Origin of the sequence: Streptomyces sp. NBC_00376 (genome assembly GCF_036077095.1) — a bacterium.
Taxonomy (GTDB): domain Bacteria; phylum Actinomycetota; class Actinomycetes; order Streptomycetales; family Streptomycetaceae; genus Streptomyces.
The window spans coordinates 6,757,059-6,779,171 of the sequence record NZ_CP107960.1 but is presented as its reverse complement, the minus strand read 5'-3'; the positions used below and the strand labels follow the sequence as shown (position 1 = coordinate 6,779,171).

Genomic DNA, 22,113 nt, shown 5'->3' with positions numbered 1-22,113 from the left:
CCGGGTCACGGGGCGGGCGGGGATCCGTCCGCCCCGGTCACCACGGGCCGCCGCGACGGCAGCCCCCATTCGCTCCAGGACCCGTCGTACACGGCCTGTCCCCGGTACCCCGCCAGCTCGGCCCCCAGGGCCAGCACGCACGCGGTGACGCCCGATCCGCAGCTGAGGACCAGCCGCTCCCGCTCCCCGGCGAGGGCCGCGAACACGGCGCGCAGCTCGTCCGCCGGACGCATCCGCCCGTCGCGCCGGAGCTCCCCGAAGGGCAGGTTGACCGCCCCCGGCATGTGTCCGGCGCGCAGTCCGGGCCTGGGTTCGGCGACGGCGCCGGTGAACCGTTCCCGGGTACGGGCGTCGAGGACCACCGCCGCGGGGTCGGCCAGGGCCGCCGCCACCTCATCGGCGCCGACGAACATTCCCGGGCGCGGCCGTGCGGTGAAGTCGCCGGGTACGGGGGCGGGCTCGGGCCGGACGCTCTCCAGCGGCAGCCCGGCGTCGGCCCAGGCGGGCAGGCCGCCGTCGAGCACCGCGACCCGGTCGAAGCCCATCGCCCGCAGCATCCACCAGGCCCGCGCGCTGGAGTAGATGCCCGCGCCGTCGAGGACGACGACGGTGTCGGAGCCGTTCACGCCGAGGGCGCGCAGCTCCTCGGTGAACCGGGCGGCGTCGGGCATCGTGTGGGGCAGCGGGCCGGAGTGGTCGGACAGCGCCCCGTCGATGTCGAAGGCCCGCGCTCCCGGGATCCGCCGCTCGCCGCCCCGGTGCGCGCCGACCGAGGCGTCGAGGACCACCAGTCCCGGCCCGCCGAGCCGGCGTGCCAGCCAGTCGACCCCGACCAGCGGGCCGGGAAGCTCCGGACCGCTCGGGTGCTCCGTCGTTTCGTCGCCCACGTCTGCTCCAGGTCCGGTCCGGATGTCGGGGCCGCCCGGGATGCCGGGCCCGATCGGCCCGGACCGCGCGGCGTCCACAAGATCGCAGCGGCGCTCGTCCCGTGTCAACAGCTCTCCAGCGGCTCCCCCGACGACGCCTCGGGCGCTCCGGGCCGGTACCTTCCTGATGAGGGCGACCGCCGTCCGACCCGAGGGAAAACGCGAGGCCAGAGCCAGTGGAGACGCAAGGCGGAATCACCGTGCAGCGAGCACTCGAACTGCCGGGGCTGCGCGGCGGGCTCCCGGAGGTGGTGGCCGGCGCGGACCGGCTGAACCGTACGGTGCGCTGGGTGCACGCGGGCGAGGTCCCCAACATCGCTTCGCTGCTCAAGGGCGGTGAACTGCTGCTCACCACCGGTCTCGGGCTCGGCACCCGCCCGGCCGAGCAGCGCGCCTTCGTCCGCAGGCTCGCCGACCGGGGCATCGCCGCCCTGGTGGTGGAGCTCGGGCCGCGCTTCAGCAGACTGCCCGCGTCGATAGTGGACGCCGCCCGCGCCGCTGGGCTGCCGCTGGTGCAGCTGCACCGCGAGGTGCCGTTCGTGACGGTGACCGAGGAGATCCACACCGAGATCGTCAACGGTCACTACGCGCTGCTGCGGCAGGCCGAGGACGTGCACCGCCGGTGCACGAAGGCGCTCCTGGGCGGCGGCGGGGTGCCCCAGGTGCTCGGCATCCTGGCGGACTTCGCGGCCAATCCGGTCTTCCTGGAGACGGCGGACGGCCAGCTGCTGTACGCGGCGGGCCCCGGCTCCGGCCCGGTCTGTGCCGACCCGCTCCAGGTGTGGGACGGGATGCGCGGCGGCCGGGCGGCGCGCGAGACACCGCCCACCGGTTCGGTGCTGGTGGATGTGCCGGGCGGCGGTCCGGGCGCCGGTTCGGTACGGGCCAGGCTGGTGCTGCTCGCCGTGTCCGGGCCACTGGTGACCGTGCACCGGATGGCGGCGGAGCGGGCGGCGGGCATCCTCGCCGTGGTGCTGATGCAGGCCCGCCAGGAGGAGGAGCTCGCGGCCCGCGGCCGGGGCGACTTCCTGACCGACCTCGCCGAGGGCCGGATCACGCCGGAGGACGCGCCCGCGCAGGCCCGCGTACTGGGCTTCAAACCGGCCGAGATGCCGCTGCTGCCGGTGGTGATGCGGCTGGCCCCCGAGCTGTCGGTGTCCGGGAACTGGGCGTTGCTGGCGCGGGCGGTGCTGGAGGAGCTCTCGTCGGTGGGGGTACCGGTGCTGCTGGGCGTACGGCCCGTGGAGGGCCGGGTTCCGGTGCTGCTGGGGCTGCGGTCCGAGACGGAGCGCACGGCGGTCGCGGACCGGGTCGCGGCGGCGCTGCGGGCCGGTGTGGAGCGGGCCGGGCTGGAGCGGGCCGGTTCGCATCCGCCGGTCGTGGTGGTCGGTGTGGCGGGCGGCTGGGCGACGGCCGGCGCGGGGCTGCGGCACGCCGCCGAGACGGCGACGGCCGCGCACGGCCTCAGCGACCGGCCCTGGTACGACGCCCGGCGCCTCGACATCGACCTGCTGCTGTGGCGGTTGCGGGACCACCCGGATCTGGCGGCCTTCGTGGACCGGGCGATCGGCCCGCTGCGCGATCACGACCGCACCTCGCGCCCGGCACTGCTGCCGACGCTGGAGACGTATCTGGCCCACGCCGGCCGCAAGGCGGAGACCGCACGCGAGCTGCATCTGAACCGTCAGACGCTGTACAACCGGCTGGCCCGCATCGGCGAGCTGCTCGGCACCGACCTGGACGACCCGCAGGCGGTACTGGCGCTGAGCCTGGCTCTCCGGGCCCGCCGCCACATCGCGTAGCCGGGCCGGGCGGCCGGCTCACCGCGCCCGTGCCGCCAGTGGCTGGGTCAACTCGTCGTACACGCTGAGCACCTGGGCGATCGTGTCGTCCTCGGTCGGCCAACTCGCCGCCTGGGCAAGCCCGTCGGTCACCATCTCGGCGCGCCGCCGGGGATCCCCGAGGAGCCTGGCCACCACCCGCGCGAGCGCCTCCGTGTTCCCGTACGGCACGAGTTCCGCCGCGTCCCCCACGAGTTCGGGTACGCCGCCGACCGCGGTGGCGACCAGCGGGACGCCGAGCCGCAGCGCCTCCTGTGCCGACACCGAACGCGCCTCCCAACTGCTGCACAGCACCGCCAGATCCGCCGCGGCGAGCAGTTCGATCCGGTCGTCCCGGCTGCCGACGAGCCGGACGGGCAGCTCCTCGTTCCTGATCCGGCGCTGGAGGGCGGACCGTTCGCGCCCCTCGCCCACGACGACCAGGAGCGGCGCGGGGTCGAGCTCGCGCCACAGCCGTGCGGCGTCGAGCAGTGCGCCGTACCCGTGATGCGGTACGAGACTTCCGCAGGCGATGATCAAAGGCCTTTCCACCGCCCCGAGTTCGGCCCGCGCCTTGCCCGCGTGGGCGGTGACGGGCAGCCGGGGGACGGGGGCGGAGACGGGGGCGAGCCGCGCGTCTCGCGCGCCCCGGTGGCGGGCCCGGTCGACCAGGTCGGAAGTCGTGCCGAGCACAACTGCCGCCGCTCGGGCGGCCCTTCGCTCCATCAGCCGGATCATCCGGCTGCGGGCCCCTTCGGCGTGGGCGCGGGCGTGCCAGGTGACGACCAGCGGGACGCGTCGGCCGCCGAGCGCGAGAGCGGCGCGCACGGCGGCGTGCGGCCCGTGCGCGTGGACGACGTCCGCCGTCAGGCAGGCGGCGCGCAGGGCGGCGACGGAGGCGGGGTCACTGCGCCGGGGCACGGGGGCGAAACCGGCGCCCGTGCCGGAGTAGTCGTAGGCGTGGTCCAGTTCGGCCGGGGCGCAGACGGTGACGTGCACGCCCCTCGCCACGAGTCCCGCGGCCAGCGAGCTGACGTGGGCACTGCTGCCCGCACTGCCGCCACCCAGGACTTGGACCGTACGCAGCTGTGACACGTTGAATTGGCTCCCGGGGCTCCCGAAGGGCTGTGATGGCACCGCCAAGGATGCCAGTCCGTACGCGCGTTCCTGCACGGTCGGGCCGTCGTTGCGGCCCGCATCGCAACAACCGGACCCGGCCTACCACTCGCACGGGTGAGAAACTGGCGCACGATTGACTCGCCCACTCCCGCGGCTTCCTCCGTCAGCGCCCCGCCGCCACCTGGACGAGTCGGCTGATCCGGTCCCCGTACGCCGCTGCGGCGACCAGCCCCGCGGCATGCACGGCGAGTCCGGCCCGGCCGCGGCCCGCGACGATCGCGACCCCGAGGGCGGCCCCCAGGGCATGGACCCCGGTGTCCCCCAGCATGGTCCGCTCCCCCAGGTCGTCCGCGACGAGTGCGGCCACGGCGCCCATCGGCGCGGCGGCGAGCCCGCCCCGCGGCAGGCCGGGGGCCCCGAGGGCGAGCACGGTGGCGGCGGCCGCCGCGGGCCGCACGTCGACCAGGTTGACGAGATGGGCGGTTCCGGCGATCACAACCCCGGCGAGCACCCGGTCGACGGGCCGTTCCTCGATCAGCGCACCGGCCGCGAGCCCGGCGGCCCCGATCCCGAAGAGCTTCACCGCGCCGGAGGTCACCTCGCCCTCCCGCAGCGCACCCAGGTGGGCGCGGAACCCGCGGCGCGGATCGTCCGCCCCGGCGAGGTCGTCGTACGCGCCGCAGCCACCGGCCGCCAGCACGGCGAGCACGGCGGCGCAGCGGGTACGGGCCGGCAGCGGGAGGACGGCCGCTCCGGCCGCGGTGCCGAGGGCGGCGGCCGGACCCGCGTACAGATCCACGGTGCGGCCCGCGTAGTTGGTGCGCTGCAGGAGCGGGCGCGGCCGGGCCCGCAGCGCCCGGTACACACCCCCCGCGACGACGGCGGCGACTGCACCGGACTTCGCGGCCCTGCTGAGCGCTGCTCCCATGCGCGCCACCCTACGCAGTGGCCGGCCCTTACCCGTCGGCCCGCGCCGCGGCCAGCAGCTCCTCCGCGTGGGCCCGTGCCGTCTGGGAGTCCTCCTGGCCCGCGAGCATCCGGGACAGCTCCCGCACCCGGTCCTCGCCCTCCAGGACCGTGACCCCGCTGCTGGTCACCGACCCGTCGACGGTCTTCTCGACCAGCAGTTGCCGGTCCGCGAAGGCCGCCACCTGCGGCAGGTGCGTGACGACGACGACCTGGGCGGACCTGGCGAGCTTGGCGAGCCGCCGCCCCACCTCGACCGCGGCCTTGCCGCCGACGCCCGCGTCGACCTCGTCGAAGAGGTACGTGGGTACGGGGTCGGCGCCCGCGAAGACCACCTCCACGGCGAGCATCACCCGGGACAGCTCACCGCCCGAGGCCCCCTTGGCGATCGGCCGGGGCTGGGCACCGGGGTGCGGGGCCAGCAGCAGCTCGACCTCGTCGGCGCCGGACGGCCCGTAGACCACGTTCCGCCCGTCGATCTCGATGCCGGACGCCTCGTCGGCCGCCTCGGTCTGCCGGATGTCGAAGGAGACCCGGGCGTGCGGCATGGCCAGCGAGGCCAGCTCCGCGGTCACCGCCTCGGCGAAGAGCGCGGCCGCCCGGTTGCGCGCGTCGGTCAACGCCTGGCCGAGGCCGGAGAGTTCGTCCCGCAGCGCGTCGCGTTCGGCGGTCAGCTCGCCGATCCGGTCGTCGTCGCCCTCCAGCTCGGTGAGCCGGGCGGCGCCCTCCTGGGCCCAGGCGAGCACTGCGCCGATGTCCTCGCCGTACTTCCGGGTGAGCGCGGTGAGCGCGGCGCGGCGCTCCTCCACCGCGGCGAGCCGCAGCGGATCGGCGTCCAACTGATCGGCGTAACCGGCCAGTTCGCCCGCCACGTCGGAGAGCAGGATCGAGATCTCGCCGATCCGGTCGGCGAGCGCCGCCAGCGCCGGATCGTGGGCGCGCACGGCGTCCAGGGACCGTCCGGCGGCGGCGACCACGGTCGTGGCGTCGACGCCCTCCGGGTCCTCCGGATTGCCCGCGAGCGCGGTGTGCGCGAGAGCCGCGGCGGAGGAGAGCGCTTCGGCGTGGCCGAGCCGTTCGGCCTCGGAGGCGAGGTCCACGTCCTCGCCGGCCAGTGGTTCGACCGCGGCGATCTCGCCCAGCCCGAAGCGCAGCAGATCGGCTTCCTGGGCGCGTTCCCGGGCCCGTGTGGTCAGCTCGTCGAGCTCCGTGACGACGGCCCGCAGCCGCCGGTACGCCGCCGCGTACTTCGCGTGCGGCCCGGCGACCCCGTCGCCCGCGTACCGGTCGAGCGCCTGCCGCTGCCGGGCGGGCTTGAGCAGCCCCTGCTGGTCGGTCTGGCCGTGCACGGCGACGAGTTCGTCGGCGAGTTCGGCGAGCACCCCGACCGGCACCGACCGGCCGCCCAGATGCGCCCGGGAACGCCCCTCGGCGGAGACGGTACGGCTGATCAGCAGCGCGCCGTCCTCGATCTCGGCCCCGGCCTCCTCGGCCCGCAGGGCGACGCTGTCGCCGTCGGACACCGTGATCCGCCCCTCGACGACGGCGGCCTTGGCCCCGATCCGTACCAGGGCGGGGTCGGCGCGCCCGCCGAGCAGCAGCCCGAGGCTGGTGACGACCATGGTCTTGCCCGCGCCGGTCTCACCCGTCACCGCGGTGAAACCGGGTGACAGCTCCACCACCGCGTCGTCGATGACTCCGAGCGACCGTATCCGCATCTCCTCCAACACGGACACGACCTTACGAGGTCCGGGCGCCGATGTGCGACGGACCCCGCCTCCCGGACCTCACTCTCCCGTGTGCTCACGATCCATTCGCCACACCTCCGGGGGAATGCCCGACGGTCAGTGCGGTGCGCCCCGCCACCCCGAGACCGGCAGGGCGAACTTCGCGACCAGCCGGTCGGTGAACGAGGCGTGGTGCAGCCGCGCCAGCCGTACGGGCACTGCGCCGCGCCGCACCTCGACCCGGGCGCCCGCGGGCAGTTCGACGGTCCTGCGGCCGTCGCACCACAGCACTCCGTGCGGGGTGTGCTGCTGGACCTCGACGGCGAGCACGGAGGTCGGGGAGGTCACCAGCGGCTTGGCGAACAGCGCGTGGGCGCTGATCGGCACCATCAGCAGCGCCTCGACCTCGGGCCAGACGACGGGACCGCCCGCCGAGAAGGCGTAGGCGGTCGATCCGGTCGGGGTCGCGCAGACGATCCCGTCGCAGCCGAACCCGGTCACGGGGCGGCCGTCGATCTCCAGGACGACCTCCAGCATCCGCTCGGGCGACACCTTCTGCACGGCCGCTTCGTTCAGCGCCCAGTCGGTGTGGACGATGTCGCCGTTGCTGTGCACCAGGACGTCAAGGGTCATGCGTTCCTCGACCTGGTAGGCGCGGGTGACGACCCGGTCGACGACCTTGTCCAGGTCGTCCCGCTCGGCCTCGGCGAGGAAGCCGACCCGGCCGAGGTTGACGCCGAGCATCGGCACCCCGGACGCGCGGGAGAACTCCGCGCCGCGCAGCAGCGTCCCGTCCCCGCCCAGCACGATCAGCAGTTCACAGCCGTCCACGGCCTTGGGCGTGGTGTCCGTGACCGTCTCGACGGAGGACGGCAGCGGCAGATCGGCCGCTTCGGTGGCCAGTACCCGTACGCCCAGGCCACTGCGCAGCAGCCCCTGTACGACCAGTTCGGCACTGCGGATCGCGGCCGGGCGGCCGGTGTGTGCCAGAAGAAAGACAGTTCGTGCCGCATTCGTCGTCAACGAGGCCCCTCCGCCACTGCACGGTCGACATCTGCGGGATCCAGTTCAGGTGCTCCTGCCCGCAGCCAGAGAAAGTACTCGACGTTTCCCGAGGGCCCCGGCAGCGGGCTCGCCGTCACCCCCCGCACCCCGAGCCCCAGCGCCCAGGCCCGGCGTGCCACTTCCCGTACCGCTTCGGCCCGCAGCTCGGGGCTGCGCACCACGCCGCCGCTGCCCAGTCGTTCCTTGCCGACCTCGAACTGCGGCTTGACCATGAGGACCAGGTCGGCGTCGGGGGCGGCGCAGCGCGCCAGGGCGGGCAGGACGAGGCCCAGCGGGATGAACGACAGATCGCCGACCACCAGGTCCACCGGCAGGCCGTCGATCGCCTCCAGCGTCAGTTCCCGTACGTTGGTGCGGTCCTTGACGATGACGCGTTCGTCGGACTGGAGCGACCAGGCGAGCTGCCCGTAGCCGACATCCACGGCGACGACATGGCCGGCACCGGCCCTCAGCAGCACGTCGGTGAAACCACCGGTGGACGCCCCGGCGTCCAGCGCCCGCCGCCCCTCGACGTTCAGTCCGAGGGGGACGAAGGCGGCGAGGGCGCCCGCGAGCTTGTGCCCGCCGCGCGAGACGTACTCGGGGTCGCTGTCGTCCTTGATCACGACGACGGCGGCGCTGGTCTCGACCTGGGTGGCGGGTTTGGTCGCGGTGTTCCCGCCGACGGTCACCCGCCCTGCGGCGATCAGCTGGCTCGCATGCTCGCGCGAGCGGGCGAGCTTACGGCGTACCAGCTCGGCGTCGAGGCGGCGACGTGCCACTCCTGCCACGTTCGGTTCAGCTCCTGTTGTCGTACGAGGGCATCGGTGCGGGTACCGGTGCGGGTGTGGGCCCTGCGTCCAGCGCGGTCAGCGTTTCGCGCAGCCCACGGTGTACATCCTCGTACACCTCGATGTGTCCGTCCGCCGGGAGGTGGTCCGCATCGGCGAGACGCGCCAGCTCCGCGTCGACCGCGGCGTTGCCCGTGGGGGTGCGCACGACGCCGAGGGGCGCGGGCGCGGCGGGGTCGAGCGGGGCCCCGGCGGCCGGGTCCTCCCCCTCGCTCCCGGGCGGTGTTCCGGCTGCCGTCCCCGGTTCCGGCATCGAGTCGCTCATGCGGGAAACGCTACCGCGAAGGGCTGCGGTACCGTCGGTCACGATGGCGACCATGGCGGAGTGCCGCAGCGCACTCGACAGACTTTCCGACAACCTCGCGGGGGCCGACGGCGACGTGCGCGGCGCGGCCGCCCTCGACCGCTCGCTGAGCTGCCACATCAAGGACCTCGACATCACCTTCACCGGCCGGCTGGCCGATGGCCGGATCCAGGTCCTGGACACGCTCGACGGCGGGCCCCGCGAGAAGGCCGAGATCCGGCTCGCGATGACCGGCGACGACCTGGTGGCCATGGTGGACGGCGAGCTGAACTTCGCCAAGGCGTGGGGGTCGGGCCGGGTCCGCCTGGAGGCCGGCTTCCGCGACCTGCTGAGACTGAGATCGCTCCTGTAGCCGGGTGGGGACTTCCCTCGATCGGGCGGACCGTTCCGGCCCTGCCCGTCAGCCCGCGGCCGCCGCGTCGCCGCGCGGCTTGCGCGCGGCCGGCACCACCAGCGGGGTCCCGGTCTCCGGGTCGTCGATGACCTGGCAGCGCAGCCCGAAGACCCGCTCCACCAGTTCAGCGGTGACGACCTCGCTCGGCGCCCCCGCCGCGATCACCTCGCCGTCCCGCATCGCGATGAGGTGGGTGGCGTACCGCGCGGCGTGATTCAGGTCGTGCAGGACGGCCACCAGGGTGCGCCCCTGCGCCTCGTGCAGCTCCGCACAGAGGTCGAGGACATCGATCTGGTGCTGGATGTCGAGGTACGTCGTCGGCTCGTCGAGCAGCAGCAGCGGCGTCTGCTGCGCGAGCGCCATCGCGATCCAGACACGCTGTCGCTGCCCGCCGGACAATTCGTCGACATAGCGATCGGCGAGCGCACCGACCCCGGTCGCCGCCATCGATTCCTCGACAATGCGTTCGTCGTCCGGCGACCACTGGCGCAGCAGCCCCTGGTGCGGATACCGGCCACGCCCGACGAGGTCGGCGACGGTGATGCCGTCCGGCGCGATGGAGGACTGCGGCAGCAGCCCCAGCGTCCTGGCCACCTTCTTCGCCGGCATCCCGTGGATCGCCTGCCCGTCCAGGAGCACCCGACCGCTGTCCGGCTTCAGCATCCGCGAGAGCGCGCGCAACAGGGTCGACTTGCCACAGGCGTTGGGGCCGACGATCACCGTGAACGAGTTGTCGGGAATCTCGACCGAGAGGTTCTCCGCGATGATCCGCCGGTCGTAGCCGAGGGTCACCGAGTCCGCGGTGAGGCGCTGCATGGTCGTACTCCCGGGGTCGCAGGTGATCGGGTGCGGACGGCGACACACCGAGCAAACTTAGGTTAGCCTACCCTCTCTTATGTCGATGTGGCCGGGCACCTCCCCGCTACAGCCCCAGCCTGGCGACCGCCTTGCCCGCGTCCAGTCCGCACGAACCGTCCCCGGCGTACGACCAGGCCGCCCCGCAGAGCGCCCGCAGCCCGTCGAGCACGTCCCCGTCCCCCGCCAGCACCAGCTCGTCCCCGCGCACCGACGCCGTCCACTGCCCGCACACGAAGCCCTCACCGCTCTCCGCCACCTCGGGCTGCCCGGTCAGCAGCCCCCGCAGATCCGCGTCCACGTATGTCGGCCGGTGCTGCGGCGGGGCGGCGACCAGCTGCGCCGCGTCCGTCACCCCGGTGAGCACCAGCAAGGAGTCCACCCCGCCGTTGAACGCGCCCTCGATGTCCGTGTCCAGCCGGTCGCCGACCACCAGCGGGCGCTCGGCCCCGGTCCGCAGCACCGTCTCCCGGTGCATCGGCGGCAGCGGTTTCCCGGCGACCTGCGGCTCGGCCCCGGTGGCGATCCGTACGACCTCCACCGCCGCGCCGTTGCCCGGTGCGATCCCCCGGGCACTCGGGATCGTCAGATCCGTGTTGGACGCGAACCACGGCACCCCGCGCGCGATCGCGTACGCGGCCTCGGCGAACCGCCCCCAGGCCATGTCGGGGCCGCCGTATCCCTGCGCCACCGCGACCGGCTCGTCGTCCGCCGACTCCACCGGCACCAGACCGCGCTCCCGGAGCGCGACCCGCAGCCCCTCACCGCCCACCACGAGCACCCGTGCCCCGGCGGGCAGCTGATCGGCCATCAGCCGGGCCACCGCCTGCGCCGAGGTGATCACATCGGCGGGCTCCGCGGGTACGCCGAGTTCGGTCAGGTGCGCGGCCACCGCGGCCGGCGTCCGCAGGGCGTTGTTGGTCACGTACGCCAGGTGCATCCCGCCGTCCCGTGCCGCCCCCAGCGAGTCGACGGCGTGGACGATCGCGTGACCGCCCGCGTACACCACCCCGTCGAGATCCAGCAGCGCCGTGTCGTACGCCTCGTTCAACGCGGTGCTGCTGCCGCTGGGCCTGGTCCTGCTCGCCTGACTCATTCTTTGCGCTCCTCGTCCCATGCTTTCTGTTCAGATCATCGCGCATGCCGTCCGTCCACATACGATGCAGAAATGAACACATCAGGTCCGGCCGTCCAGGGACTGCGTCTGATTCCGTTCCGTGGACTGCGGTACGTCCCCGAGCGGGTCGGCAGTCTCGCCGCGGTGACCTCACCGCCGTACGACGTCGTCGTGCGCCCCGACGGTCTGCACCACCTGGAGTCGGCGGATCCGTACAACATCGTCCGGCTGATACTGCCGCAGGCGGACACGGCCGCGGCCCGTCACCAGCAGGCGGCGCAGACCCTCGAACGCTGGCTGGCCGAGGGCGTCCTCGCACCGGACAGCGAGCCCGCGCTGTACGTCTACGAGCAGCGCAACGCCGAGATCCTGCAACGCGGCATCGTCGGGGCGCTGGCGCTGTCCGCCCCCGCCGACGGCATCGTCCTGCCGCACGAGGACGTGATGGCCCATGTCGTCGAGGACCGGGCCGACCTGATGCGCACCACCGCCGCCCACCTCGAACCGCTGCTGCTCACCTACCGCAGCGACGACGACGGCCCCGGAGCGACCGCCGTCATCGAGCGGACCACGGACCGCCCGCCGCTCCTCGCCACCACCACCGAGGACGGCTATCACCACCGGCTCTGGGCAGTCACCGACCCGGCCGACCGCGCCGAGATCGAGACCGACCTGGCCCGCCACCAGGCCCTGATCGCCGACGGCCACCACCGCTGGGCCACCTATCTCCGCCTCCAGCAGGAGCACACCGCACCGGGCCCCTGGGACTTCGGCCTGGTCCTCCTCGTCGACACGGCCCGCTACCCGCTCCGGGTCCGCGCCATACACCGGCTGCTGCACCGTCTCCCGGTCGCCGACGCACTCGCCGCGCTGGACGGCCTCTTCCGCATCCGCGACCTGGACGAACCGCTCCCCCGGGCCCTGGACGCACTCGCCGAGGCGGCCGCCGAGGGCAACGCGTTCCTGCTCGCCGGCGACGGCGGCTTCCACCTCATCGACCGCCCCGACCCCGGCCTGCTGTCCCGGACGATTCCCACCGGCCGCCCGGCCGCCTGGCAGACCCTCGACGCGACGGTCCTGCACTCGGCCCTGCTCGACCACATCTGGCAGATCCCCGACGCCCCGGAACACATCGCGTACATCCACGACACCGCGGCCGCCGTCGAGCAGGCCGAGCGTCACGACGCGACGGCGGTCCTGATGCATCCGGTACGCGAGGAAGTAGTCCGCGACCTCGCCCGACAAGGCGTCACCATGCCCCGCAAGTCGACCTCCTTCGGCCCCAAGCCGGCCACCGGCCTGGTCCTGCGCAGTCTCGACCTGGGCTGACCGACAGCAACAAAAAAGGGCGGCACCCCTCCCGGGGTGCCGCCCTCTCTCATGCCTTACGCCTCGGACGTACGGTCCTCGTCCTCGTCCTCGCTGCCCTTCTCAGTGGCAGCCGACTCGGAAGCCGCGTCGGCCTCGTTCTCGCCCTCGTCCTCGTCCTCGTCGAGCGCATCGACGAACTCGACGCCGTCCATCTCGGCGAGCCGGTCGGACGCATCGGTGGAGCCGTCCTTGTCGGCCTCCAGCGCCTTCCCGAACCACTCGCGCGCCTCGTCCTCGCGCCCGGCCGCCAGCAGCGCGTCGGCGTACGCGTAGCGCAGCCGAGCCGTCCACGGGTGCACGGCGTTCGACGCGAGCTCGGAGCTCTGCAGCGTGACGATGGCCGCGTCGAGCTGCCCCATGTCCCGGCGCGCCCCGGCGGCGACCAGCCGCATCTCGACCTGTCCGGCCTTGTCGAGCTTCTGCACCTCGGGCTCGCCGGCCATGGCCATCGCCCGCTCGGGCCGCCCGAGTCCACGCTCGCAGTCGGCCATGACGGGCCACAGCTCAACGGACCCGGTCATCCGCTTGGCAGCCCGGAACTCTGCCAGCGCCTCCGAGTACTTCTGCGTGGCGTACGCGGCGAACCCGGCCGCCTCACGCACCGCGGCCACCCGCGAGGCCAGCCGAAGCGCGATCCGCGAGTACGCGTACGCCTGCTCCGGGTCCTCGTCGATCAGCCGGGCCACCATGACCAGGTTGCGCGAGACATCCTCGGCCAGGGTCTTCGGCAGGCTCATCAGCTCCTGCCGCACGTCCTTGTCGATCTCGTCACCGGTGACGTCCTCGGGAATCGGAAGCCGCTTGATCGGCTCACGGTCGCGGTCGTCCCGCCGCTCATACCCGCCACGGTCGTCGCGCCCGCGGTAGCCACCCCGGCCCCCACGGTCGTCCCGCTGCCCGCGGTATCCCCCACCACGGTTGTCGTCCCGGCGGAATCCACCACCGGAGCCGCCACCACGGCTGTCGTCCCGGCGGAATCCACCACCGGAGCCGCCACCACGGTTGTCGTCGCGCCGGAAGCCGCCGCTGCGGCTGTCGTCGTCACGGCGGGGGCCGCGCGGCCGGTCGTCACGCCGCTCGAAACCACCCGACGGACGCCCGCCACGCTCATCATCCCGACGCGGCCCACGGAACCCACCACGCTCATCGTCACGACGCGGCCCACGATCCCGATCACGGTCGTCCCGACGGAACCCACCACCGGCCCCACCACCACGGCTGTCATCCCGACGGAACCCACCACCGGAGCCACCACCACGGCTGTCATCCCGACGGAACCCACCACCGGAGCCACCACCACGGCTGTCATCCCGACGGAACCCACCACCGGAGCCACCACCACGGCTGTCATCCCGACGGAACCCACCACCGGAGCCGCCACCACGGCTGTCGTCGCGCCGGAAGCCGCCGCTGCGGCTGTCGTCGTCACGGCGGGGGCCGCGCGGCCGGTCGTCACGCCGCTCGAAACCACCCGACGGACGCCCGCCACGCTCATCATCCCGACGCGGCCCACGGAACCCACCACGCTCATCGTCACGACGCGGCCCACGATCCCGATCACGGTCGTCCCGACGGAACCCACCACCGGCCCCACCACCACGGCTGTCATCACGGCGGAACCCACCACCGGAGCCGCCACCACGGCTGTCGTCGCGCCGGAAGCCGCCGCTGCGGCTGTCGTCGTCACGGCGGGGGCCGCGCGGCCGGTCGTCACGCCGCTCGAAACCACCCGACGGACGCCCGCCACGCTCATCATCCCGACGCGGCCCACGATCCCGATCACGGTCGTCCCGACGGAACCCACCACCGGCCCCACCACCACGGCTGTCATCACGGCGGAACCCACCACCGGAGCCGCCACCACGGCTGTCGTCGCGGCGAGGTCCACGGTCACGGTCGTCGCGGCGGAAGCCACCGCCACCGCTTCCGCCGGTGGGCCGGCTGTCGTCACGCCGGTAGCCACCACGGTCGTTGTCACGACGCGGCCCACGGTCACGGTCGCGGTCGTCCCGACGGCCGCTGAAGCCGCCTCGGTCACCACCGTCCCGGCGACGCGGCTCGCGCTCCGAACGATCGTCGGGAGAGTTGGTGGACATCGGTGTGACTCCTGTCATTGGGTACTACAAGACATTCTGGCGCAGCCGGACATCCGACGCGCTTCGACAAAAACAAAAGGACCCTTGGTCCCAGCGTGAACGCTGGGACCAAGGGTCCTTGAAAGATTGCTCGGCGGCGTCCTACTCTCCCACAGGGTCCCCCCTGCAGTACCATCGGCGCTGAAAGGCTTAGCTTCCGGGTTCGGAATGTAACCGGGCGTTTCCCTAACGCAATGACCACCGAAACACTATCGGGCCACCCCGCAGAGCGGGGTATCGGCACTTAGCGAACAAGCACACTTTTCAATTAAGTAGTGAAGCTGTTCAACCGGTGCGACTGTTCGCAACCCGGGAACAACACAGTGGACGCGAGCAACTGAGGACAAGCCCTCGGCCTATTAGTACCAGTCAGCTCCACCCGTTACCGGGCTTCCACATCTGGCCTATCAACCCAGTCGTCTACTGGGAGCCTTAACCAATCAAGTTGGTGGGAATACTCATCTCGAAGCAGGCTTCCCGCTTAGATGCTTTCAGCGGTTATCCTTTCCGAACGTAGCCAACCAGCCATGCCCTTGGCAGAACAACTGGCACACCAGAGGTTCGTCCGTCCCGGTCCTCTCGTACTAGGGACAGCCCTTCTCAATATTCCTACGCGCACAGCGGATAGGGACCGAACTGTCTCACGACGTTCTAAACCCAGCTCGCGTACCGCTTTAATGGGCGAACAGCCCAACCCTTGGGACCGACTCCAGCCCCAGGATGCGACGAGCCGACATCGAGGTGCCAAACCATCCCGTCGATATGGACTCTTGGGGAAGATCAGCCTGTTATCCCCGGGGTACCTTTTATCCGTTGAGCGACAGCGCTTCCACAAGCCACTGCCGGATCACTAGTCCCGACTTTCGTCCCTGCTCGACCCGTCGGTCTCACAGTCAAGCTCCCTTGTGCACTTACACTCAACACCTGATTGCCAACCAGGCTGAGGGAACCTTTGGGCGCCTCCGTTACTCTTTAGGAGGCAACCGCCCCAGTTAAACTACCCATCAGACACTGTCCCTGATCCGGATCACGGACCCAGGTTAGACATCCAGCACGACCAGAGTGGTATTTCAACGGCGACTCCACAACCACTGGCGTGGCTGCTTCAAAGTCTCCCACCTATCCTACACAAGCCGAACCGAACACCAATATCAAACTGTAGTAAAGGTCCCGGGGTCTTTCCGTCCTGCTGCGCGAAACGAGCATCTTTACTCGTAGTGCAATTTCACCGGGCCTATGGTTGAGACAGTCGAGAAGTCGTTACGCCATTCGTGCAGGTCGGAACTTACCCGACAAGGAATTTCGCTACCTTAGGATGGTTATAGTTACCACCGCCGTTTACTGGCGCTTAAGTTCTCAGCTTCGCCGACCCGAAAGTCAGCTAACCGGTCCCCTTAACGTTCCAGCACCGGGCAGGCGTCAGTCCGTATACATCGCCTTACGGCTTCGCACGGACCTGTGTTTTTAGTAAACAGTCGCTTCTCGCTGGTCTCTGCGGCCACCCCCAGCTCGGAGAGCAAGTCTCCTCACCAGTGATGGCCCCCTTCTCCCGAAGTTACGGGGGCATTTTGCCGAGTTCCTTAACCATAGTTCACCCGAACGCCTCGGTATTCTCTACCTGACCACCTGAGTCGGTTTAGGGTACGGGCCGCCATGAAACTCGCTAGAGGCTTTTCTCGACAGCATAGGATCATCCACTTCACCACAATCGGCTCGGCATCAGGTCTCAGACTTATATGCACGACGGATTTACCTACCGTGCGTCCTACACCCTTACCCCGGGACAACCACCGCCCGGGCTGGACTACCTTCCTGCGTCACCCCATCGCTTACCTACTACCACCTTGGTTCATCGGCTCCACCACTACCCTCAACTCCGAAGAGATCGGGCCGACTTCACGGACTTAGCATTAATGGGCTCAGTATTGGGCGTTTCAAAGCGGGTACCGGAATATCAACCGGTTGTCCATCGACTACGCCTGTCGGCCTCGCCTTAGGTCCCGACTTACCCTGGGCAGATCAGCTTGACCCAGGAACCCTTAGTCAATCGGCGCACACGTTTCTCACGTGTGTATCGCTACTCATGCCTGCATTCTCACTCGTGAACCGTCCACAACTCGCTTCCGCGGCTGCTTCACCCGGCACACGACGCTCCCCTACCCATCCGTACTCCCGTTGGGGATCAATGTACGAATGACACGACTTCGGCGGTACGCTTGAGCCCCGCTACATTGTCGGCGCGGAATCACTTGACCAGTGAGCTATTACGCACTCTTTCAAGGGTGGCTGCTTCTAAGCCAACCTCCTGGTTGTCTCTGCGACTCCACATCCTTTCCCACTTAGCGTACGCTTAGGGGCCTTAGTCGATGCTCTGGGCTGTTTCCCTCTCGACCATGGAGCTTATCCCCCACAGTCTCACTGCCGTGCTCTCACTTACCGGCATTCGGAGTTTGGCTAAGGTCAGTAACCCGGTAGGGCCCATCGCCTATCCAGTGCTCTACCTCCGGCAAGAAACACACGACGCTGCACCTAAATGCATTTCGGGGAGAACCAGCTATCACGGAGTTTGATTGGCCTTTCACCCCTAACCACAGGTCATCCCCCAGGTTTTCAACCCTGGTGGGTTCGGTCCTCCACGAAGTCTTACCTCCGCTTCAACCTGCCCATGGCTAGATCACTCCGCTTCGGGTCTTGAGCGTGCTACTGAAACGCCCTATTCGGACTCGCTTTCGCTACGGCTTCCCCACACGGGTTAACCTCGCAACACACCGCAAACTCGCAGGCTCATTCTTCAAAAGGCACGCAGTCACGACATGCAAGCAAGCTTGCATGTGACGCTCCCACGGCTTGTAGGCACACGGTTTCAGGTACTATTTCACTCCGCTCCCGCGGTACTTTTCACCATTCCCTCACGGTACTATCCGCTATCGGTCACCAGGGAATATTTAGGCTTAGCGGGTGGTCCCGCCAGATTCACACGGGATTTCTCGGGCCCCGTGCTACTTGGGTGTCTCTCAAACGAGCCGTCAATGTTTCAGCTACGGGGGTCTTACCCTCTACGCCGGACCTTTCGCATGTCCTTCGCCTACATCAACGGTTTCTGACTCGTCCCACGGCCGGCAGACCGTGGAAGAGAGATCCCACAACCCCGCATGCGCAACCCCTGCCGGGTATCACACGCATACGGTTTGGCCTCATCCGGTTTCGCTCGCCACTACTCCCGGAATCACGGTTGTTTTCTCTTCCTGAGGGTACTGAGATGTTTCACTTCCCCTCGTTCCCTCCACACTGCCTATGTGTTCAGCAGCGGGTGACAGCCCATGACGGCTGCCGGGTTTCCCCATTCGGACACCCCCGGATCAAAGCTCGGTTGACAGCTCCCCGGGGCCTATCGTGGCCTCCCACGTCCTTCATCGGTTCCTGGTGCCAAGGCATCCACCGTGCGCCCTTAAAAACTTGGCCACAGATGCTCGCGTCCACTGTGCAGTTCTCAAGCAACGACCAGCCACCCATCACCTCACCTTTTCAGGCGAGTTCACTGGGGCCGGCGTTTGAAGGCAGCCTTGCGGCCATACCTTCAGACACCCAACAGCGCGCCCAGTACCCGGAATCCATCCGAATCGCTTTCCACGCTCCGAGGAGCAGTACTCACGACCCGGTTGAACCACCAGGTACTGAATAGTCAACGTTCCACCCATGAGCAACCACCGTCGAACATTTGCCGACGTAGTGGCCTCTGACCAGGCAAGCCCGGTAAGAAGTGCTCCTTAGAAAGGAGGTGATCCAGCCGCACCTTCCGGTACGGCTACCTTGTTACGACTTCGTCCCAATCGCCAGTCCCACCTTCGACAGCTCCCTCCCACAAGGGGTTGGGCCACCGGCTTCGGGTGTTACCGACTTTCGTGACGTGACGGGCGGTGTGTACAAGGCCCGGGAACGTATTCACCGCAGCAATGCTGATCTGCGATTACTAGCAACTCCGACTTCATGGGGTCGAGTTGCAGACCCCAATCCGAACTGAGACCGGCTTTTTGAGATTCGCTCCGCCTCGCGGCATCGCAGCTCATTGTACCGGCCATTGTAGCACGTGTGCAGCCCAAGACATAAGGGGCATGATGACTTGACGTCGTCCCCACCTTCCTCCGAGTTGACCCCGGCAGTCTCCTGTGAGTCCCCATCACCCCGAAGGGCATGCTGGCAACACAGAACAAGGGTTGCGCTCGTTGCGGGACTTAACCCAACATCTCACGACACGAGCTGACGACAGCCATGCACCACCTGTACACCGACCACAAGGGGGGCACCATCTCTGATGCTTTCCGGTGTATGTCAAGCCTTGGTAAGGTTCTTCGCGTTGCGTCGAATTAAGCCACATGCTCCGCTGCTTGTGCGGGCCCCCGTCAATTCCTTTGAGTTTTAGCCTTGCGGCCGTACTCCCCAGGCGGGGAACTTAATGCGTTAGCTGCGGCACCGACGACGTGGAATGTCGCCAACACCTAGTTCCCAACGTTTACGGCGTGGACTACCAGGGTATCTAATCCTGTTCGCTCCCCACGCTTTCGCTCCTCAGCGTCAGTAATGGCCCAGAGATCCGCCTTCGCCACCGGTGTTCCTCCTGATATCTGCGCATTTCACCGCTACACCAGGAATTCCGATCTCCCCTACCACACTCTAGCCTGCCCGTATCGACTGCAGACCCGGGGTTAAGCCCCGGGCTTTCACAACCGACGCAACAAGCCGCCTACGAGCTCTTTACGCCCAATAATTCCGGACAACGCTTGCGCCCTACGTATTACCGCGGCTGCTGGCACGTAGTTAGCCGGCGCTTCTTCTGCAGGTACCGTCACTCTCGCTTCTTCCCTGCTGAAAGAGGTTTACAACCCGAAGGCCGTCATCCCTCACGCGGCGTCGCTGCATCAGGCTTTCGCCCATTGTGCAATATTCCCCACTGCTGCCTCCCGTAGGAGTCTGGGCCGTGTCTCAGTCCCAGTGTGGCCGGTCGCCCTCTCAGGCCGGCTACCCGTCGTCGCCTTGGTAGGCCATCACCCCACCAACAAGCTGATAGGCCGCGGGCTCATCCTTCACCGCCGGAGCTTTCAACCCCGTCCCATGCGGGACAGAGTGTTATCCGGTATTAGACCCCGTTTCCAGGGCTTGTCCCAGAGTGAAGGGCAGATTGCCCACGTGTTACTCACCCGTTCGCCACTAATCCACCCCGAGGGGCTTCATCGTTCGACTTGCATGTGTTAAGCACGCCGCCAGCGTTCGTCCTGAGCCAGGATCAAACTCTCCGTGAATGTTTTCCCGTGATCGGGACAACACAACACGAGAGCGGAACGACCGGACGGAATAAGACCGGTCGTTCACAGCGTCCTCGCTGTGTAAATTGCCCACCAGGTCAGTGACCTCGTGGGACTTTCAAAGGAACCTCCAACCTGCCGAAGCAGGCCGGGGTATCAACATATCTGGCGTTGACTTTTGGCACGCTGTTGAGTTCTCAAGGAACGGACGCTTCCTTTGTACTCACCCTCTCGGGCTTTCCTCCGGGCTTTTCCCTTCGGTCTTGCGTTTCCGACTCTATCAGACTCTTTCGTGTCCGATTCCCGGTCGAAGCGGGATCCTGCTTTTTGCTTTCCAGTTCTTCGCTTTCGCGTTTCCCTTTCCGGCGGTTCCAACCTTACCAGACTCTTTTCCGTTCCGTTTCCGGTCCGAATTTGAATTCCGGTGGCCTTGGAGGGGCCTTGCCTTTCGGCGTGTCCACTACATTAGCCGGTTTCCTTGGTGACTCATAATCGAGCCGAAAGGGATTGAATTACGGCATGCCGAATTCGCACCCGCCAGGGTGATTCGTAGGTAGTGGTTGGCCGCTCCGGGATGCTCGGATGGGGTCCGATGGACCTCATCGACAGCAGTGCCCGTCTCAAGCGGCTCGGACTACATTAGGCATCCCTCAAGGGCGAGTCAAGTTGCGCGGCGACGTGGCACATGGGCCCTATAGGGGCTCACCGTGGGGTCCCCGTTGATCCAGAAGCGCCAGGGATGTGTGGCGCCGTCGCCGCCCACTCCGGTGCGGGGGCCGTTGCGTACCTGGTCACGTGGGGGTGGGGTGCCATGGAGTACGGACAGCGAGGCGCCGGGGTGGGCGATGGCGTCGGTGCCGTTCAGTGTTCGGTCGACGTCGAGGGCGGTGGCCAGGCGGGCCGGGCCTTTGGCCAGTTCCTTGTCGTTGCGGGCCGAGTTTCGACGTTCACGGGTGAGTTCGGCGCCGACCTGGATGTCGCCGGCGCGGAGCAGGACCCCGCTCGCCCTGCCCTCGGGGCCGCACACCAGGTTGAGGCAGTGCCACATGCCGTAGGTGAAGTAGACGTACGCGTGGCCGGGCGGTCCGAACATGACGCTGTTGCGTGCGGTGCGGCCTCTGAAGGCGTGCGATCCCGGGTCGATCTCACCGGCGTACGCCTCCACCTCGGTCAGGCGCAGCTCGATGGGTCCGTCCGGTGTGGCCCGCACCAGGATCCGGCCGAGGAGGTCGGGTGCCACGTCCAGCACGGGGCGGTCGAAGAAGTCGCGCGTCAGCGGCGTACGGTCCAAGCCCACGATCATGGCGGTCGAGGGTACCGGGAACCGAATACGGTCGTGGCGCGTATGTAGGGGTCAGAACCAAGGAGGAGTAAATATGGGCTTCAAGCGGCTGCTCGCGAGCCTGGGTGCCGGTGGCGCTTCGGTGGAGACCGAGCTTTCCGAGCTCAACGTCGTACCGGGCGGCGTCGTCCAGGGCGAGGTGCGGATCCAGGGTGGTTCCGTGGATCAGCAGATCGAGGGACTCTCCGTGGGTCTGCAGGCCCGGGTCGAGGTCGAGGGCCAGGACACGGAGACCAAGCAGGACATCGAGTTCACCAAGCTGCGGCTCGGTGGCGCGTTCGAGGTGCGGGCCGGTGCCGTGCACGTCGTACCCTTCGGACTCGAAATTCCGTGGGAGACGCCGATAACGATGTTCGCCGGTCAGCACCTGCACGGCATGAACATCGGCGTGACCACGGAGCTGGAGATCGCGCGGGCGCTGGACTCGGGCGACCTGGACCCGATCAATGTGCACCCGCTGCCGGCCCAGCAGGCCATTCTCGACGCCTTCGGACAGCTCGGCTTCGGCTTCCGCAGCGCGGACATGGAGCGCGGTCACATTCGCGGTACGCGTCAGCGGCTGCCGTTCTACCAGGAGATCGAGTTCTTCCCGCCGCAGCAGTACCGCGGGCTGAACCAGGTGGAGCTGACGTTCGTCGCCGACGACCGCGAGATGGATGTCGTCCTGGAGATGGACAAGAAGCCGGGGCTCTTCAGCGAGGGCAGCGACTCGTACCGCTCCTTCAAGGTCGGGCTGAACGACTTCCAGGGGACCGACTGGGCGGCGTACCTCAATCAGTGGCTGGCGCAGGTCGGCGGTCAGCGCAACTGGCTCTAGGGTCGGTGGGAGATCCACTGACAGC

Annotated in this window: 16 protein-coding genes and 3 rRNA genes; 4 read left to right on the top strand and 15 right to left on the bottom strand. The window is 68.8% G+C overall.

The genetic code is table 11. The features are described from left to right. Window positions 1-5: 5 nt before the first annotated feature. A complete protein-coding gene (locus tag OG842_RS30620; RefSeq protein ID WP_266736287.1) occupies window positions 6-887 on the bottom strand; it encodes a sulfurtransferase in 882 nt (293 codons plus the stop codon). A gap of 215 nt (window positions 888-1,102) precedes the next feature. Here OG842_RS30620 and OG842_RS30615 point away from each other — a divergent pair, with 215 nt between their 5' ends. Next, a complete protein-coding gene (locus OG842_RS30615) occupies window positions 1,103-2,728 on the top strand; it encodes a PucR family transcriptional regulator (protein ID WP_266736288.1) in 1,626 nt (541 codons plus the stop codon). 18 nt (window positions 2,729-2,746) lie between these two features. Here the strand turns inward: OG842_RS30615 and OG842_RS30610 are convergent, their stop codons facing one another. From OG842_RS30610 to OG842_RS30585, 6 genes are all read right to left on the bottom strand, one after another. Beyond that, window positions 2,747-3,841 carry a glycosyltransferase family 4 protein gene (locus OG842_RS30610; protein ID WP_266736290.1) on the bottom strand — a complete coding sequence of 365 codons (1,095 nt, stop codon included), beginning with the start codon at window positions 3,839-3,841 and terminating at the stop codon, window positions 2,747-2,749. A 187-nt stretch (window positions 3,842-4,028) separates the two neighbouring features. Next, window positions 4,029-4,793, bottom strand: a complete 765-nt coding sequence (locus OG842_RS30605) for a hypothetical protein (protein ID WP_266736291.1) — start codon at window positions 4,791-4,793, stop codon at window positions 4,029-4,031. Between the two features lie 28 nt (window positions 4,794-4,821). Next, complete coding sequence (recN, locus tag OG842_RS30600; RefSeq protein ID WP_266736293.1) at window positions 4,822-6,567, bottom strand: DNA repair protein RecN; 1,746 nt, start codon at window positions 6,565-6,567, stop codon at window positions 4,822-4,824. 108 nt (window positions 6,568-6,675) lie between these two features. Beyond that, window positions 6,676-7,581: an NAD kinase gene (locus tag OG842_RS30595; protein ID WP_266736295.1), complete on the bottom strand. Its 906-nt coding sequence runs from the start codon at window positions 7,579-7,581 to the stop codon at window positions 6,676-6,678. Then, window positions 7,578-8,393: a TlyA family RNA methyltransferase gene (locus OG842_RS30590; RefSeq protein ID WP_266736296.1), complete on the bottom strand. Its 816-nt coding sequence runs from the start codon at window positions 8,391-8,393 to the stop codon at window positions 7,578-7,580. Before OG842_RS30590 ends, OG842_RS30595 begins: the two co-directional genes overlap by 4 nt. Before the next feature lie 7 nt (window positions 8,394-8,400). Beyond that, window positions 8,401-8,718 (bottom strand): hypothetical protein, encoded by a 318-nt coding sequence (locus OG842_RS30585; protein WP_401875484.1) that lies wholly within the window; start codon window positions 8,716-8,718, stop codon window positions 8,401-8,403. A 43-nt stretch (window positions 8,719-8,761) separates the two neighbouring features. Here OG842_RS30585 and OG842_RS30580 point away from each other — a divergent pair, with 43 nt between their 5' ends. Beyond that, entirely contained in the window at window positions 8,762-9,109 is a 348-nt protein-coding gene (locus OG842_RS30580; RefSeq protein ID WP_266736297.1) for an SCP2 sterol-binding domain-containing protein, read from the top strand. A gap of 48 nt (window positions 9,110-9,157) precedes the next feature. Here the strand turns inward: OG842_RS30580 and OG842_RS30575 are convergent, their stop codons facing one another. Together OG842_RS30575 and OG842_RS30570 are read right to left on the bottom strand one after the other, a co-directional pair. Continuing rightward, entirely contained in the window at window positions 9,158-9,967 is an 810-nt protein-coding gene (locus tag OG842_RS30575) for an ABC transporter ATP-binding protein (RefSeq protein ID WP_266736298.1), read from the bottom strand. Between the two features lie 106 nt (window positions 9,968-10,073). After that, entirely contained in the window at window positions 10,074-11,102 is a 1,029-nt protein-coding gene (locus OG842_RS30570) for an HAD hydrolase-like protein (RefSeq protein WP_266736299.1), read from the bottom strand. A 72-nt stretch (window positions 11,103-11,174) separates the two neighbouring features. Here OG842_RS30570 and OG842_RS30565 point away from each other — a divergent pair, with 72 nt between their 5' ends. Continuing rightward, a complete protein-coding gene (locus OG842_RS30565; protein ID WP_266736301.1) occupies window positions 11,175-12,452 on the top strand; it encodes a DUF1015 domain-containing protein in 1,278 nt (425 codons plus the stop codon). A 56-nt stretch (window positions 12,453-12,508) separates the two neighbouring features. Here OG842_RS30565 and OG842_RS30560 read toward each other — a convergent pair whose 3' ends face one another. The 6 genes from OG842_RS30560 to OG842_RS30535 form a co-directional block, all read right to left on the bottom strand. Then, entirely contained in the window at window positions 12,509-13,231 is a 723-nt protein-coding gene (locus tag OG842_RS30560) for a tetratricopeptide repeat protein (protein WP_266736304.1), read from the bottom strand. Next, window positions 13,231-14,445 carry a hypothetical protein gene (locus OG842_RS30555; protein ID WP_266736306.1) on the bottom strand — a complete coding sequence of 405 codons (1,215 nt, stop codon included), beginning with the start codon at window positions 14,443-14,445 and terminating at the stop codon, window positions 13,231-13,233. The genes OG842_RS30560 and OG842_RS30555 overlap by 1 nt, the downstream gene beginning before the upstream one ends. Before the next feature lie 273 nt (window positions 14,446-14,718). Continuing rightward, a 5S ribosomal RNA gene (gene rrf / locus OG842_RS30550) occupies window positions 14,719-14,835 on the bottom strand. A 133-nt stretch (window positions 14,836-14,968) separates the two neighbouring features. Then, window positions 14,969-18,091: ribosomal RNA gene (locus OG842_RS30545) — 23S ribosomal RNA — on the bottom strand. Window positions 18,092-18,400: 309 nt separating this feature from the next. Next, window positions 18,401-19,926: ribosomal RNA gene (locus tag OG842_RS30540) — 16S ribosomal RNA — on the bottom strand. Together the 16S, 23S and 5S rRNA genes form the textbook arrangement of a ribosomal RNA operon. A gap of 664 nt (window positions 19,927-20,590) precedes the next feature. Continuing rightward, complete coding sequence (locus OG842_RS30535) at window positions 20,591-21,232, bottom strand: DNA-3-methyladenine glycosylase (protein WP_266736308.1); 642 nt, start codon at window positions 21,230-21,232, stop codon at window positions 20,591-20,593. Between the two features lie 73 nt (window positions 21,233-21,305). Here OG842_RS30535 and OG842_RS30530 point away from each other — a divergent pair, with 73 nt between their 5' ends. Beyond that, complete coding sequence (locus OG842_RS30530; protein ID WP_266736309.1) at window positions 21,306-22,088, top strand: sporulation protein; 783 nt, start codon at window positions 21,306-21,308, stop codon at window positions 22,086-22,088. The last annotated feature ends 25 nt before the right edge of the window (window positions 22,089-22,113 follow it).

What these genes read in the sequence shown, in the direction of transcription:
- OG842_RS30585 (WP_401875484.1), bottom strand. Translation starts at nt 8,718, where the DNA reads ATGAGCGACTCGATGCCGGAACCGGGGACGGCAGCCGGAACACCGCCC.
- OG842_RS30560 (WP_266736304.1), bottom strand. Translation starts at nt 13,231, where the DNA reads ATGAGCCTGCCGAAGACCCTGGCCGAGGATGTCTCGCGCAACCTGGTC.
- OG842_RS30570 (WP_266736299.1), bottom strand. Translation starts at nt 11,102, where the DNA reads ATGAGTCAGGCGAGCAGGACCAGGCCCAGCGGCAGCAGCACCGCGTTG.
- OG842_RS30565 (WP_266736301.1), top strand. Translation starts at nt 11,175, where the DNA reads ATGAACACATCAGGTCCGGCCGTCCAGGGACTGCGTCTGATTCCGTTC.
- OG842_RS30575 (WP_266736298.1), bottom strand. Translation starts at nt 9,967, where the DNA reads ATGCAGCGCCTCACCGCGGACTCGGTGACCCTCGGCTACGACCGGCGG.
- OG842_RS30535 (WP_266736308.1), bottom strand. Translation starts at nt 21,232, where the DNA reads ATGATCGTGGGCTTGGACCGTACGCCGCTGACGCGCGACTTCTTCGAC.
- OG842_RS30580 (WP_266736297.1), top strand. Translation starts at nt 8,762, where the DNA reads ATGGCGACCATGGCGGAGTGCCGCAGCGCACTCGACAGACTTTCCGAC.
- OG842_RS30530 (WP_266736309.1), top strand. Translation starts at nt 21,306, where the DNA reads ATGGGCTTCAAGCGGCTGCTCGCGAGCCTGGGTGCCGGTGGCGCTTCG.
- OG842_RS30605 (WP_266736291.1), bottom strand. Translation starts at nt 4,793, where the DNA reads ATGGGAGCAGCGCTCAGCAGGGCCGCGAAGTCCGGTGCAGTCGCCGCC.